The organism is Streptomyces sp. NPDC000410 (assembly GCF_040300305.1).
In the GTDB taxonomy this organism is placed as follows: domain Bacteria; phylum Actinomycetota; class Actinomycetes; order Streptomycetales; family Streptomycetaceae; genus Streptomyces.
This window is the reverse complement of the sequence record NZ_JBEPDM010000009.1, coordinates 167,092-181,339: the sequence shown is the minus strand read 5'-3', so window position 1 is coordinate 181,339 and position 14,248 is coordinate 167,092. Positions and strand designations below refer to the sequence as shown.

At 70.6% G+C, this 14,248-nt stretch carries 14 protein-coding genes; 9 read left to right on the top strand and 5 right to left on the bottom strand.

The annotated features are described in order from the left end of the window. Nucleotides 1-112 precede the first annotated feature (112 nt). Complete coding sequence (locus ABT342_RS14135) at nucleotides 113-2,839, bottom strand: SpoIIE family protein phosphatase (RefSeq protein WP_351572048.1); 2,727 nt, start codon at nucleotides 2,837-2,839, stop codon at nucleotides 113-115. A gap of 252 nt (nucleotides 2,840-3,091) precedes the next feature. On the opposite strand from ABT342_RS14135, the gene ABT342_RS14130 reads away from it, so the two are divergent. From ABT342_RS14130 to ABT342_RS14120, 3 genes are all read left to right on the top strand, one after another. Then, entirely contained in the window at nucleotides 3,092-3,283 is a 192-nt protein-coding gene (locus tag ABT342_RS14130) for a DUF6381 family protein (protein ID WP_351572018.1), read from the top strand. Between the two features lie 257 nt (nucleotides 3,284-3,540). Then, the gene (locus ABT342_RS14125; RefSeq protein ID WP_351572015.1) at nucleotides 3,541-3,993 is read left to right on the top strand and encodes an SH3 domain-containing protein; all 453 of its coding nucleotides are present in this window, start codon (nucleotides 3,541-3,543) and stop codon (nucleotides 3,991-3,993) included. A 58-nt stretch (nucleotides 3,994-4,051) separates the two neighbouring features. Beyond that, on the top strand, nucleotides 4,052-5,503 hold the full coding sequence (locus ABT342_RS14120; RefSeq protein ID WP_351572045.1) for a DUF6056 family protein: 1,452 nt from the start codon (nucleotides 4,052-4,054) through the stop codon (nucleotides 5,501-5,503). On the opposite strand, the gene ABT342_RS14115 is transcribed toward ABT342_RS14120, so the two are convergent. Next, nucleotides 5,469-5,864: a GtrA family protein gene (locus ABT342_RS14115; RefSeq protein WP_351572012.1), complete on the bottom strand. Its 396-nt coding sequence runs from the start codon at nucleotides 5,862-5,864 to the stop codon at nucleotides 5,469-5,471. The genes ABT342_RS14120 and ABT342_RS14115 overlap by 35 nt on opposite strands. Next, nucleotides 5,861-6,889, bottom strand: coding sequence for a glycosyltransferase family 2 protein (locus tag ABT342_RS14110; RefSeq protein WP_351572009.1), 1,029 nt, complete (start codon nucleotides 6,887-6,889; stop codon nucleotides 5,861-5,863). Before ABT342_RS14110 ends, ABT342_RS14115 begins: the two co-directional genes overlap by 4 nt. A gap of 125 nt (nucleotides 6,890-7,014) precedes the next feature. On the opposite strand from ABT342_RS14110, the gene ABT342_RS14105 reads away from it, so the two are divergent. Genes ABT342_RS14105 through ABT342_RS14090 form a run of 4 tightly spaced genes read left to right on the top strand, consistent with a single transcriptional unit; the run spans nucleotide 7,015 to nucleotide 10,246 of the window. Next, nucleotides 7,015-7,809 carry an amino acid ABC transporter ATP-binding protein gene (locus tag ABT342_RS14105; RefSeq protein WP_502965529.1) on the top strand — a complete coding sequence of 265 codons (795 nt, stop codon included), beginning with the start codon at nucleotides 7,015-7,017 and terminating at the stop codon, nucleotides 7,807-7,809. An 11-nt stretch (nucleotides 7,810-7,820) separates the two neighbouring features. Continuing rightward, nucleotides 7,821-8,654 (top strand): glutamate ABC transporter substrate-binding protein, encoded by an 834-nt coding sequence (locus tag ABT342_RS14100; protein ID WP_351572006.1) that lies wholly within the window; start codon nucleotides 7,821-7,823, stop codon nucleotides 8,652-8,654. 12 nt (nucleotides 8,655-8,666) lie between these two features. Next, the gene (locus tag ABT342_RS14095; RefSeq protein ID WP_351572003.1) at nucleotides 8,667-9,332 is read left to right on the top strand and encodes an amino acid ABC transporter permease; all 666 of its coding nucleotides are present in this window, start codon (nucleotides 8,667-8,669) and stop codon (nucleotides 9,330-9,332) included. Next, nucleotides 9,329-10,246 carry an amino acid ABC transporter permease gene (locus ABT342_RS14090; RefSeq protein ID WP_351572000.1) on the top strand — a complete coding sequence of 306 codons (918 nt, stop codon included), beginning with the start codon at nucleotides 9,329-9,331 and terminating at the stop codon, nucleotides 10,244-10,246. Before ABT342_RS14095 ends, ABT342_RS14090 begins: the two co-directional genes overlap by 4 nt. 20 nt (nucleotides 10,247-10,266) lie before the next feature. On the opposite strand, the gene ABT342_RS14085 is transcribed toward ABT342_RS14090, so the two are convergent. Beyond that, nucleotides 10,267-11,028, bottom strand: a complete 762-nt coding sequence (locus tag ABT342_RS14085; RefSeq protein ID WP_351571997.1) for a DeoR/GlpR family DNA-binding transcription regulator — start codon at nucleotides 11,026-11,028, stop codon at nucleotides 10,267-10,269. 176 nt (nucleotides 11,029-11,204) lie between these two features. On the opposite strand from ABT342_RS14085, the gene ABT342_RS14080 reads away from it, so the two are divergent. Further along, entirely contained in the window at nucleotides 11,205-12,005 is an 801-nt protein-coding gene (locus ABT342_RS14080) for a LamG domain-containing protein (protein WP_351571995.1), read from the top strand. A gap of 445 nt (nucleotides 12,006-12,450) precedes the next feature. Next, complete coding sequence (locus ABT342_RS14075) at nucleotides 12,451-12,999, top strand: sigma-70 family RNA polymerase sigma factor (RefSeq protein WP_351572039.1); 549 nt, start codon at nucleotides 12,451-12,453, stop codon at nucleotides 12,997-12,999. Nucleotides 13,000-13,079: 80 nt separating this feature from the next. On the opposite strand, the gene ABT342_RS14070 is transcribed toward ABT342_RS14075, so the two are convergent. Continuing rightward, the gene (locus tag ABT342_RS14070) at nucleotides 13,080-14,042 is read right to left on the bottom strand and encodes a hypothetical protein (protein WP_351571993.1); all 963 of its coding nucleotides are present in this window, start codon (nucleotides 14,040-14,042) and stop codon (nucleotides 13,080-13,082) included. Nucleotides 14,043-14,248: the final 206 nt, after the last annotated feature.

The following is a 14,248-nucleotide window of genomic DNA, read 5'->3' as shown; positions in this document are numbered from 1 at the left end:
CGCCCCACCGGCGTTTGAGGAGCGGGGGTTCGGGGGCGGAGCCCCCGATTCGGGAAGGGGCGGGTAGGGGAAAGAAGCCCGCCGCAGGCGCCCCCACCCCACCCCACCCGCCCTACAGCGCATCCGCGTCGAAGAACGCCAGCAGCGAATCCTCGTCCACATCCGCCCCCTCGCCCTCCCCCTCCCCCTCCCCGTCCCCCGGCAACGCCAGTTCCGCCCAGATGATCTTGCCGCCGGGGATGTAGCGCGTGCCCCAGCGCTCCGCGAGCTGGGCGACGAGGAACAGACCGCGGCCGCCCTCGTCGGTCGTGGCCGCGTACCGCAGGTGCGGGGAGGTGCTGCTGCCGTCGGTGACCTCGCAGGTCAGGGAGCGGTCGTGGAGGAGGCGGACCCGGATCGGGCCGGAGCCGTAGCGGATGGCGTTGGTGATCAGCTCGCTGAGGATGAGCTCGGTGCCGAAGGCGAGTGCGGACAGCTCCCAGTCCTCCAGCACCGCGACGACCGCCGCCCGCATCCCGGCGACCGCCCGTGGGTCCGACGGCACGTCCCACTCGGCCACCCGGTCGCGCCCCAGCGCCCGGGTCCGGGCGATGAGGAGGGCCACGTCGTCCTTGGGCCGGGCGGGCAGGAGCGCGTCGAGCACCGCCCGGCAGCTCTCCTCCGGCTCGCCGTCGGCGTGGGCGAGGGCCTGGCGCAGCAGTTCGATGCCGACGTCGATGTCCCGGGTGCGGTCCTCGATCAGCCCGTCGGTGTAGAAGACGAGCGTGCTGCCCTCGGCCAGTTCCAGCTCGGCGCTCTCGAAGGGCATCCCGCCGAGCCCGAGCGGCGGCCCGGCCGGCAGCTCGGGGAAATCGACGACCCCGTCCGGGTGGACCACCGCGGGCAGCGGGTGTCCGGCCCGGGCCATGGCGCAGCGCCGTGAGACGGGGTCGTAGATGGCGTACAGACATGTGGCACCGGTCGTCGTGGACCCGCCGTCCGCGCCCGGTTCGTCCTGGTCGATACGGCCGACCAGGTCGTCCAGATGGCTGAGGAGCTCGTCGGGCGGCAGGTCGAGCGTGGAGAAGTTGTGCACCGCGGTGCGCAGCCGCCCCATCGTCGCCGCGGCGTGCACACCGTGCCCGACGACGTCGCCGACGACCAGCGCCACCCGGCTGCCCGGCAGCGGGATCACGTCGAACCAGTCGCCGCCCACGCCCGACTGCGCGGGCAGATAGCGGTGCGCGACTTCGACGGCGCTGTGTTCCGGCAGGGCGCGCGGCAGGAGGCTCCGCTGCAGCGTCACGGCCAGGGCGTGCTCGCGGGTGTAGCGGCGGGCGTTGTCGACGGACACGGCGGCGCGCGCGACGAGCTCCTCGGCCAGGGACAGATCGTCCTCGTCGAACGGCCCCGGCTGCTCCGAGCGCCAGAAGTTCACCAGGCCGAGGACCACCCCCCGGGCCTGGAGGGGAACGGTGATGAGCGAGTGGATGCCGTACTCGACGATCTCCTTCGTCACTTCGGGGTCCTGCGCGTGCCAGCCCGGCGCATCGGCCAGGTGGGGGACGAGCTGGCCGCGGCCGCTGCCGAGCCCGTGGGCCTGGGGGGTCGAGGGGAGGAAGGAGATCAGCCGTTCGCGCGGATAGAGCGGGGGGTCGTCGCGGATGCCGCTGACGGCGGTGCGCCGCATGCCCGCCGCCCCGATGCCGCCCGGCTCGTCGCCGACCAGGACCGGATCGGCGAGGTCGACGGTCGCGAAGTCGGCGAACCCGGGGACCGCGACATCGGTCAGTTCCTGGGCGGTGCGCCGGATGTCCAGCGTGGTGCCGATGCGTACGCCCGCGTCGTAGAGCAGCTGGAGGCGCTCGCGGGCCACCTCCGCCTTGCCGGTCAGCGCCTGGAGCTCGGTGGAGTCACGGATCGTGGCCACCGTGCCCATCGGGCCGCCGGGAGTGTCGGTCGGCCGCTGGTTGACCACGAGCAGCCGGTCACCCGCCACCTGCACCGCGTCCGTGGCCGTCCGGCCGGAGGCCAGCAGCTCCGCGGTGGCGGGGTCGAGGCCGGGCAGCTCGGCGACGGGCCGCCCCTCGGCGTCGGGTCCGAGCCCCAGCAGCCGTCTGGCCTCGTCGTTCGCGAGCAGCAGCGTGCCGTCGCCGCCGACGATGAGGACGCCTTCGCGCACGGCGTGCAGAACGGCGGCGTGGTGTTCGTACATCCGGGTCATCTCTTCCGGGCCGAGCCCGTGCGTCTGCCGTTTCAGCCGTCTCGCGGCCAGGGCGGTCCCGCCCGTGGCGAGCGCGAGTCCGGCGGCGCCTGCACCGAGGATGACCGGGAGCTGCCGGTTCACCACGCCGGTGACGTTCTGGACCGTCATGCCGGCCGAGACCAGGGCCACGACCTTGCCGTCGTCGTCGGTCACCGGGACGACCGCCTGGACCTCCTGGCCGAGCGGGCCGTCGACGCTCTCCAGCAGGACCTCTCCACGCAGCGAGGGCTCTATGGTGCCGACGAAGCGCTTCCCGATCCGGTCCGGCTGCGGATGCGTGTAGCGGATTCCGTTGGTGTCCATGACCACGATGAAGTCCACGCCCGCCTTCTTGCGGGCCTCCTCGGTGAGTGGCTGGAGCACGCGCGTGGGGTCGGGGGTCTTCAGCGTCGCGAGCATCCCGGGACCGTGCGAGAAGGACTCCGCCACCGCTACCGAGCGGTTGAGGGCCTCACGTTTGGTGTCGTGCCGGGTCTGCAGGACGAGGGCCACGATCGCCACGAGCACAAGCAGGACCACGACCGCCACCTGGAGGACAAAGACCTGCCCGGCGACGCTCCTGGGGCGTTTGTCGATCAGTGGCCGAACCGACACGCCCCGGAATCGGTCGAAGCGCCTGATCACGGTGTCTGTTCTAGCACCGCTGGACCCGATCGGGCTATGCACGGACGCGGATCGGTCGACGACGCCACGTCATGGCGGCTCGTCACGGCGTTGCGTGGGGTATCCCGCCACGGGGATGCGTCTTGCTGCGGCGATCACGCAGGGTGACCTTTCCGGATGCGCCACCGCGAGGGCGCTGGTTCGCTGAGGGGGCCCGCTCAATCCGATGTCCGAGGAGTGACCATGAGCGTTGCAGGCGAACCCGGTGGACGTGTCCGGCAGATGCGTCAGAAGGCGGAAGAGCTGAAGCAGGCTGCGGAACGGGCGACAGATCCGCAGGAGCGGCAGCGGCTCCAGGACAAGGCCCGCAAGCTGCAGGAGCAGAGCGAGCAGGAGAGCGCCATGGGCACGGGGGACATCTATCCGCCGGAGTAACCCTCCGTGGCACTCAGGCCCGGTGGCCGCACGCGACAGCCGGTCGCGCGCGGCCACCGGCCGTTTCGCGCGACGCCCGGCAGGTTCACACCCTCGGCGCCGGGCCACTCGGCCCAATGGGGGACCCCGTCGAGAGTCGCCCGTGTCCGAATCGCCGAAAAGGTCATATTGAAGGCCGGTCTCCGGCCCGCCCATGTGCCTCGACGAATCCAGGGATCCCCGGCCGGACGGCCTTCTCGGACGAAGAGGAGCAGCCCGTGCCCAATCCCGTAAAGACCACGCTCGCGATGACCGCCGGGGCCCTGGCCCTGGGACTGCTGGGCGCGGTTCCGGCCCTCGCCGACGACGATCGCCTGCCCGCGCCGCCGCCGCGCGCCGCTTCCGCGACGCCGGACCCCAAGACCCCCGCCGCCCAGCAGCCCGTCGCCAAGAAGCCTGCCGCCAAGCAGCCCGTCGCCAAGACTCCCGCCCCCAAGGTCAACTCCGTCTACGGCCAGGTGATCAGCCAGGCGGAGCTGAGAATCCGTCATCAGCCGAACACCCGATCGACGGTCCTGGGCGCGCTGCTCCCCAAGCAGAAGATCAAGCTCGCCTGCAAGAGGTACGGCGAGAACGTCGCGGGCAACGACACCTGGTACCGGCTCTCCGGTCAGGCCGGCTGGGTCGCCGCCCGGCACGTGAAGGCCGGCGGCTCTCTGAAGGGGTGCTGAGGCCCGGGTGCCGACGCGCGTCCGCGCGGGGGTTCCCACCCGCTCGACGGCCCTGCGGATGCGGCCGCCCACGGGCGGCCGCGCCCTGACACTCTGGGCGACAGGGCTCTGTCTGCTGCCCCTGGCGCTGCTGGCGGCCGCCTCGTGGCTCGGCCGGTACGTCCGGCCCAGCGCCGACGAATGGTGCTTCCTGCCCACCGTGCGCGACCACGGCATCGCCGGGCTGGTCGAGAAGTTCTACGTCAGCGACAACGGCCGGGTCGCCAACGGCCTGCTCGTCGGGCTGTACGCGCGCTTCCCCGTCGCGGGCCACGAGTGGTTCGGCCCGGTCAGCTGCGCTCTCGTACTCCTCGTGCTGTGGGTCCTCACCGGCCGCCTGCTGCGTGCGGCCGGGCAGCAGGTTCCCCGCGGAGTCCCGCTGCTCGTGGCCGCCATGATCACGGCGGTCTTCCTGCTCGCCACCCCCAACACGTACAAGACGTTCTACTGGCCCGCCGCCTCCGTCTCGCACACCCTCGCCCCCGTGCTGGCCTGCGCCGCGGCGATCCCGTCGCTGTGCGCGCGCGGCCGCCGGGGCCGTGTCGGCGCGATGGCCGTCGTCCTGGTGGCGGGGATCTTCCTGGGCACGCTGTCGGAGGAGACCTCGGTCGTCGCCCTGGTGGTCCTTCTCGGCCTCGCCGCCCTCGGCCGCGGTCTCCTTCCCGAGCGGGTGTGCTCCTTCGCGCGCGGCTGGTCCCTGCTGGGGACGGCGGGCGTCGTGATCGGCACGGCCATCCTGGTGACCTCTCCCGGCTCGCGCAGCAGACGCGAGCGGTTCGGGGCCGAGACCGCGTCCATGTTCGCCCCGGAGACCCTCGCAGCCGCGCTGCGCGGATACGCGCGGATCCTTCAGACGGTAGGTACCACCTGGCAGTACGCGGGAGCCGTCGCGGCCGGGGTGCTGCTCGGTCTCCTTGCGCGCGGCCGGGCGGGGCGGCCGGCGGTGGCGTGGCCGGGCCGCCGCCCGCTGCTGCGGCTGACCGCCTGCGGCGCGCTCGCCTTTCTCGTCTCCGGCTACCTCTGCACCGTCGTCACGTACCCCGTCTTCGGCGCACGTGTCGTGACCGCCGAACGGACCTGGAACGACTACCTCCTGCTCTACGTCCTCGTCCTCGTGGGCCTCGGCGCCGCCCTGGGACGCGCGCTGCGCGGGCGTGGCCGGCCGGCCGGGGCGGCGTGGGCGGCCGCCGTCGCGCTGTACGCCGTCGCCGTCGCCGGACTCGTACCCCCGCTGAAGGACCTGGGCGACGACATGCGGGTGCGGGCCGCGCGGTGGGACCGCCAGGACCGCTGGCTGCGTACGGAGGCGGCGCGGGGGGCCACCGTCCTGCCGTACACGCCACTGCCGGTGAGCGGGATGCTCGAACCGTTCGGGGACCAGGGGCGCAGGGCCTGGCCGGCCGGGTGCGTCGCCGACTACTACCGCCTGGACCGGGTCACTTACTCGACACGGCTTCCGCGCCGGACATGATGGCCCACCGGGCGAGCAGGAACGAGAACGGTGTGACGAGCAGTCCGGCGGCGAGGGCGGAGAGGTGCTCGTCCATGCCCAGCCCGCTCACGGCGAGATGGAGCAGGAGGCCGCTGCCCACCAGATTGGCCGCGCCGGACAGCGGGTAGCGGACGAACGCACGCCACGTCGGCCGGGTGCGCAGGGTGACGTACGAGTTGAGCAGGAACGATCCGGTGACGCTCACCGCGTAGCCCACCGCGTGGGCGGCCAGATAGGGCAGCCAGATGTTCAGCAGGGCGTACACGGCGTAGTAGACCCCCGTGTTGGCGAGCCCGACCGCGGCGAAGGTCGTGAACTGGCGTACGGCGCACGCGTTCATGGCTCCGGCCGGGCGCGTCCGGCGGAGGCCGGCGACAGGCCCGTCGCCCGGACGACGGCGGACTGGTCCGACTGCTCCGACTGCTCCGACTGGTCCGACTGGTCCGGCTCGTCCGACTCCCGGACGACGTAGTGCGGCCGCCGCTTCGTCTCGTGGTAGATCCGGCCCACGTACTCCCCGATCACTCCGAGCGTGGCGAGCTGGATTCCGCCGATCGCGACGACGGCGGTGATGAGCGTCGCGTACCCGGGAGTCTGGACACCGTTCAGGACGGTGTTCGCGACGATCCACAGCGCGTAGCCGAGAGCGGACAGGAAGAGCCACAGTCCGGTGTGGATCGCGAGGCGCAGCGGACGGCTGTTGAAGGAGAGCAGCCCGTCGATGCCGTAGTCGAGCAGCCGCCGGCCGCCCCACTTGGAGCACCCCGCGGCACGCTCCACGCCTTCGTACGTGAAGCTGACCGTGTCGAAGCCGATCCAGGAGAACAGCCCCTTCGAGAAGCGGTTGTTCTCCGGCAGGGAGAGGACGGAGTCGACCGCGCGGCGCGACAGGAGCCGGAAATCGCCCGCGCCGTCGGAGATCTCGACCTCCATGAAGTGGCGCACGAGGCGGTAGTACGCCCGGCTGAGCGTGCTGCGCAGCGCGCCTTCCCCCGTGCGGTCCCGCTGGGCGATGACCTGGTCGTAGCCGTGCCGGTGCAGCTCCATCATGCGGGGGAGGAGCTCGGGGGGATGCTGGAGATCCGCGTCCATGAGGACGACCACGGCGCCCCGGGCCATGCGCATACCCGCCAGCATCGCCGACTCCTTGCCGAAGTTGCGGCTGAAGGAGGTGTAGCGCACCTGCGCGGTCGACCGGGCGAGGCCCCTCAGGCACTCCAGGGTCCCGTCCTCGCTGCCGTCGTCCACGTAGCAGATCTCGAAGCTCTCACCGGTCGGCCCGAGCGCGGCGAGCAGCGCGGTGTGGAAGGCGTCGATCACCTCCCCCTCGTTGAAGCACGGCACGACGACCGAGAGCTGGACCATGCCTCCAGTGGAACGCCGGGACGGGCCCGTGGGCGTGCGAGGTGGTCCGGGCGGCCCAACGGCACCCACGAAAGGGTGCCGGCGCACCGGTTCCCGGAGTGCGACCGGCCCGGCGAGGACGGACGATGAAGCCGACGAGCGGAGGAGCGGTGAGCAAGGCGGACGAGACGCGGGGCGTGGGCGGCGGAGCCCTGGTCGTGCTCAGCAACGTCAACAAGCACTTCGGCGCGCTCCACGTGCTCCGGGACATCGACCTGACCATCGACCGCGGCGAGGTCGTCGTCGTGATCGGTCCCTCCGGCGGCGGGAAGTCCACCCTGTGCCGGGCCATCAACCGGCTGGAGACGATCGACTCCGGCACGATCGCCATCGACGGCAGACCACTGCCCGCCGAGGGCCGTGAACTGGCCCGGCTGCGGGCCGACGTGGGCATGGTCTTCCAGTCCTTCAACCTCTTCGCGCACAAGACCGTGCTCCAGAACGTGATGCTGGGCCAGATCAAGGTCCGCAAGAAGGACAAGAAGACCGCGGAGGACAGGGCCCGCGTGCTCCTCGAACGGGTGGGCGTGGCCGACCAGGCGGACAAGTACCCCGCCCAGCTCTCCGGCGGCCAGCAGCAGCGGGTGGCGATCGCCAGGGCGCTGGCCATGGACCCGAAGATCATGCTCTTCGACGAGCCGACCTCGGCGCTCGACCCCGAGATGATCAACGAGGTGCTGGAGGTGATGCGGCAGCTCGCCCGCGACGGCATGACGATGGTCGTCGTCACCCACGAGATGGGGTTCGCCCGTTCGGCCGCCAACCGTGTGGTGTTCATGGCCGACGGCCGGATCGTGGAAGAGACCACCCCCGACGAGTTCTTCAGCAACCCGCGCACCGACCGAGCCAAGGACTTCCTCTCGAAGATCCTTCACCACTGAGGACGATCACCATGAGGCTTCACCAGGTCACCGCCGCGGCCGCCGCCGCGCTCGCGCTGTCCCTGGCCACCACGGCCTGCGGATCCGACGGCGACAGCGACGCGGAAGACGCGGGCCGGAAGATCACGATCGGGATCAAGTACGACCAGCCGGGCATCGGCTTGAAGACCCCGGACGGCAAGTACACCGGCTTCGACGTCGATGTGGCGACGTACGTCGCCAAGCAGCTCGGCTACAAACCCGAGGACATCGAGTGGAAGGAGGCCAAGAGCGCCGACCGCGAGACGCTGCTCCAGCGCGGCGACGTCGACTTCATCGCCGCCTCCTACTCGATCAACCCCGAGCGCATGAAGAAGGTCGACTTCGCCGGTCCCTACCTCCTGGCGCACCAGGACGTCCTGGTGCGCGCGGACGACAAGTCGATCACCAAGCCCGCGGACCTGAACGACAAGAGGCTCTGCTCGGTCACCGGCTCCACCTCCGCGCAGAACGTCAAGACGAAGCTCGCCCCGAAGGCCCAGCTCCAGGAGTACGGCGGCTATTCGGAATGCCTGACCGGCCTGGAGAACAAGGTCATCGACGCCCTGACGACCGATGACTCGATCCTCGCCGGGTACGCCGCCCAGCCGGAGCACCGGGGCAAGTTCAGACTGGGCGGCTTCAAGCTGAGCAACGAGAACTACGGCATCGGCGTGCAGAAGGGCAGCGAACTCAAGGCGGAGATCAACGCCGCCCTGCAGAAGATGGTCGCGGACGGCTCCTGGGAGAAGGCCGTGAAGAAGAACTTCGGCCCGGCCGGCTACCAGAACGAGCCCGCCCCGAAGATCGGCGTCGTCGTCAGCTGAAACGGGTGACGCATGTTCGACTTCCTCGAGGGATACGACCTGCTGGGCGCCTTCTGGGTGACGGTGCAGCTCACCGTCTACTCCGCCATCGGCTCCCTGATCTGGGGCACGCTGCTGGCCGCCATGCGGGTCAGCCCCGTACCCCTGATGCGCGGCTTCGGCACCGCCTACGTCAACATCGTCCGGAACATCCCGCTCACGGTGATCATCGTCTTCACCTCACTGGGCCTCTTCCAGACGCTCGGCGTCAGCCTCGGCGCGGACGCCTTCGAGTCCATCAACTTCCGGCTCGCCGTGCTCGGCCTGACCGCGTACACGGCCGCTTTCGTCTGCGAGGCGCTGCGCTCCGGCATCAACACGGTGCCCGCGGGGCAGGCCGAGGCGGCCCGCGCCATCGGCCTGAGCTTCACCCAGGTGCTGACGCACATCGTTCTGCCGCAGTCCTTCCGCTCGGTGGTCGGCCCGCTGGCGAACGTGCTGATCGCCCTGACCAAGAACACCACGGTGGCCGCCGCGATCGGAGTCGCCGAGGCGGCCACGCTGATGCGGGAGATGATCGAGAACGAGGCCCAGCTCATCCTCATCTCCGCCATCTTCGCGGCCGGGTTCATCTGCCTCACCCTGCCGACGGGCCTCTTCCTCGGCTGGGTGAGCAAGAAGGTCGCGGTGAAACGGTGAGCTCCGTCCTGTACGACGTCCCCGGGCCAGGCGCCAAGCGGCGCAACGTCATCTACACGCTGGCGTTCCTGGCCGCCCTCGCGGCGGTGGGGTGGTGGGTCGTCCAGAGCCTCGCCGAGAAGGGCCAGCTCGCCTGGCCCAAGTGGGAGCCGTTCTTCACCGACTCGCGCGTCTGGACGACGTACCTCCTCCCCGGGCTCGAGAACACGCTCATCGCCGCCGCTCTCGCCATGATCATCGCCCTGCCGCTCGGCGCGCTCTTCGGCATCGCCCGGCTCTCCGACCACCGGTGGGCGCGCGGCGCGGCGGGCACCGTCGTGGAGTTCTTCCGGGCCATCCCGGTGCTGATCCTCATGCTCTTCGCGAACGCGGCCTACGCCGAGTTCACCGACGTCAGCCCGGACAACCGGCCGCTGTACGCCGTCGTCACCGGCCTCGTCCTCTACAACTCCTCGGTGCTCGCGGAGGTGGTGCGGGCCGGGATCCTGTCCCTGCCCCGGGGCCAGACCGACGCGGCCAGGGCGATCGGCATGCGCAAGGGCCAGACCATGCGGTACGTCCTGCTGCCGCAGTCGGTCACCGCCATGCTGCCGGCGATCGTCAGCCAGCTCGTCGTCATCGTCAAGGACACCGCCCTGGGCGGAGCCATGCTCGGCTTCTCCGAGCTGCTCGCGTCCGTCCGCCCGATGAGCGCCAACTACGGGGCCAACACCATCGCGAGCTTCACCGTCGTCGCCGTCATCTTCGTCGTGCTGAACTTCGCGCTCACCTCGTTCGCCGGATGGCTGGAGGGCCGCCTGCGACGCGGCAGGAGGACCACCGGAGCGGTCGTCCCCGCCGAGGCGGTCGAGGAGCTCGCGAGGCCGGGCGAGCACATCGGCCCGGACGACCTCGGGCAGCCGCGAGGGCGGTAGCCGGGTGTGCGCCTCCCCGCTCAGACCCGGATGACCTGGGGGCCCAGCAGGGTGTAGCGGTGGGCCTCCGAGCTGGACAGGCCGGTGTCGGTGACGATCGTCTCGAAGTCGGAGACCTCCGCGAAGCGGACGAAGCTGCTCGCCCCGAACTTGCCGTGGTGGCCCAGGAAGACACGTCTGCGTGACACCTCCATCGCCTTGGCCTTCACATCGGCCACGACCGGGTCCGGCGTGGTGAGTCCGGATCCCCGGGAGATTCCGTTCGCTCCCATGAACGCCAAATCGATGACGAAGCCCGAGAGCATGGAGCAGGTCCAGGAGCCCACGGTGGCCATCGTCCGGGCGCGGACCCGGCCGCCGAGGAGGAGGACGGTGGTGTGGGGCGCCTCGGCGACTGCGGCAGCGGTCGACAGCGATGCCGTGATGACGGTGAGCGGCCGGTCGGTCGGCAGCTGCGCGGCGAGGATCTGAGGGGTGTAGCCCTCGTCCACGAACACGGTCTCCGCCCCGGCGAGGAGCTTGACCGCCTCCGCGGCGATGCGGCGTTTGTTCTCGGTGTGCATCGTGACGCGCTGCGCCAGGTTGGTCTCGAAACCCGCGCTCTCGACCGGGTAGGCGCCCCCGTGGGTACGGCGGACCAGGCCCCGGCGCTCCAGTTCGCTGAGGTCCCGCCGTATGGTCTCGGGCGCCACGCCGAAGTCGGCGGCCGCGGCGGCGACTTCGACGCGACCCTCCTGGCGCGCCAGCGTGAGCAGGCGATGGTGCCGCTCCTCGGACCGCATCACTCGCCTCCCTTCGTTCCCGTTCGCACATTCGGCAGCCGAACGTGTCAGCGAAGGTTATACACCGTAACCACCCGGCTACACACCGACACGCATGGCAACAGGTGAACCACTTCTCCGCGGCGTCCGTCAGCCACAGGCACAGCACACATCCGCCGGAACTCCTGGAGAGACTCATGACCCGCAGATGGTCGCTCATCGGTCTGATCGTCGGACTGGCCATCGCCCTCACCGTCGTTCTCGTCACCATGGGCGGCGGAGGCGACGACGGCGCGGAGGCGAAGCAGGCCCCCGCCGCCGACGCCAAGGACAAGGGCAAGAAGCCGAACATGAAGGGCGTCGCCTGGTGGCCCATGGACGAGAAGTCCGGCACCATCGCCGCGGACGCGGCCGGCAACCACGACGCGACGCTCCAGGGCGGAGCGATCTTCGGCTCCGCCGCGCAGGGGATAGCACCTCAAAAGGGCGGCAATGCCCTGTATCTGAACGGCCAGAGCCAGTACGCCGCCGTCGTCGGAAGCAAGGTCCTCAACACCAACGGTGACTATTCCGTGGCCGCCCGGGTCCGGCTGGACAACAAGGGCTTCCGTACGGCCGTCTCCATCGACGGCACCAAGCACAGCGTCTTCTACTTGCAGTACACCAACACGGAGAAGAGGTTCGCCTTCAGCTTCATCAACCAGCGCGCGCTGGCCAATACCGTCGGCGACCCGCAGCTCGGCCGCTGGTACCACCTCGTCGGTACGTACTCGGCGGCCTCCGGAACGCTCAGCATCTATGTGGACGGAGCCCTGTCCGGCAACGCCCTGGCACGGAACATCGAGCGGCCCGCGGGCAATCTGGTCATCGGCCGTGGCAAGTTCGACGGCAAGCCGGTCGACTTCTGGAGCGGCGGCATCACCGACGTCCACGCCTACAACCGGGCGCTGAGCCCGGCCGATGTCGCATCGCTGGCGAAGGGCGAACCGGCTGCGTAGACCGGCTGCGCGGACCGGTCGCGCGGACCGTGCGCACCGACCGGGCCGGGGTGGCCGGAGATCCCCCTCCGAACGGCCGCCCCGGCCCTCCGTGTCCCACAAACGGGCACCCGTCACCGTGGCCTCGGGCGGCAAACGGGCGCGGGCACGGGCCCGATCGGGCACGCGTACGGGCGACTTACCCGCGGTCGCGCCGATCGGCAGGCGGGACGGCGTTCTGAAACGGTCAGAATCGGGCCGGATGCGTAGCGGAACGGATCCATTCGGTACGCCCGAATGGCGCTAGAAATTGAGTACCGGTCGAAGTGGCAGATGTGCCCAATGTTCCGGACCCCGGAATCGATAACGGCACCCGCTCATGCGCGTCAACCCCACGGCCGGCTATCCGCGCATTTGACGCTGCCACTTTCAGTCGCAGAAGGAGGGGAGCGCTTTGCCGGACGTCATGACGTCGATCGAGCACACCACGGGAATCCGCCCCGCGGAACCGACCGAGGAATTCCTCAGGGCCCTTTATGAACGGCACGGATCCGTATTGCTGCGTTTCGCGGCCCGGCTTTTGAACGGCGACTGGCATCGCGCGGAGGACATCCTGCAAGAGGCCGCGATCCGTGCCTGGCAGCACGAGGCCGAGCTCGACCCCACGGCCGAGGCGCTCGGTCCGTGGCTGTTCGCCGTCGTCCGCAATCTGGTCATAGACGGCCACCGGGCCCGGCAGTCACGCCCACCGGAGGCCGTCGACTCGGACGTGATGTACCTGCCCGTCCCCGACAGGGTCGACCACACGCTCACCACGCAGATCGTCGTCGACGCCATGAGGGAGCTCCAGCCGTTCCAGCGGGAGGTGCTGCTCCATGTGCACTACATGGGCCGCAGCGTGAACCAGACCGCGCGCGTGCTGGGCGTACCTCCGGGAACCGTGAAGTCACGCACGTACTACGCGATGCGCGCCTTACGAGAAGCGCTGGACAATCGCGGTCTGCACACGCTCTGACGCTCCATCACGCCGTCGGCCCCCGCCCCGCCGGACATACCCCGGCGGGGCGGTGGTCTCTTTTCGCGGGCGCGCGCCGGTCAGCCCAGCCGGCCCGCGTGCGGGGAGACCTTCAGACCCAGCGGACCGGTGTCGAGGGAGCCGTCGTCGAGGACCTGGAAGCGCCAGCCGGATTCGGGCGCGTCGCCGATGACGATCAGCGCGTCCCCCGCGTAGAGCCGCTTCATGGCGTGCTGCTCCTCGGGGAACTGCGCGGCCTCCAGGATGAACAGCCTGGGCGCGTGGCCCTGTACGCCGACCGGGCTGCTGCCCTCGATCAGCCGGAACACCTGGGTGACGGCTTCGGCGGACGGAAACGACGCGGTGGACCCCGCCGTCTCGGTCACGCCCCAGGCCAGTGCCTCGTCCAGGGTGGCGGCCGTGCGCAGCCGCGCCGACTGCAGGCCGAGACCGATGGTCAGATCGGAGGTGGCGGCCGACCCCACCAGGGTCACCTCGGCACGGCGCCCCACCGGTCCGGTGATCAACTCGGTGAGGAACGACCGCACCAGCTTCTGCACATCGGTACGGGTGCCGGTCACGGCGATCGCCGTGGACGCCCGCGACAGGTCGACCAGCACCCGTTCGCCGTCGTCCAGACCGATGGTGACGGCCAGTGAGTACGGCTGCTCGTGCGCGAGGCCGGGGCCGAGACCGGCCGCGTCCAGCCGCTCCGAATCCACCACCCACTGCTCGCCCGACTCCTCCGCACGCCAGTGCCCAGGTGCGGCCCGGTCGGCGCCGGCCAGCCGCAGCCTGAGCCGGTCTCCCGAGTAGACGACGGCATACGCGTCGGGCAGCGGGCGATTCGCCCGGACGCACTCCGCGGCCAGGCTCCTCAGACCCAGGTCGATGGTGTCCAGGGCCTCGCGCCCCGTGACCTCGGCGCGGACCGGGCGCGGCGGTGCGGCGGCGGACGGTTTGAATTCGGTGAGGACAAGAGCGGCTACGGCGCCGAGCAACGCCACGCCGATCACGACCGCCAGGATGACGGACACGTTCATGCGACCACCTTCGTCAGGTCACGAGAGTTCCGGGGGAAGAGTCAACGGCTCCCTACGGACCCGGCGCCCGGACGGTTCACGAGCGGCGGCGGAGGTGTGGCGCGCGGCGGTTGTCCGAGTGGCGGCGGAGGTGTGGCGCACGGACGGTTCACGAGTGGCCGCGGACCTGTGGCGCACGGCGGTTGTCCGGGTGGTGCGGGGGTAGC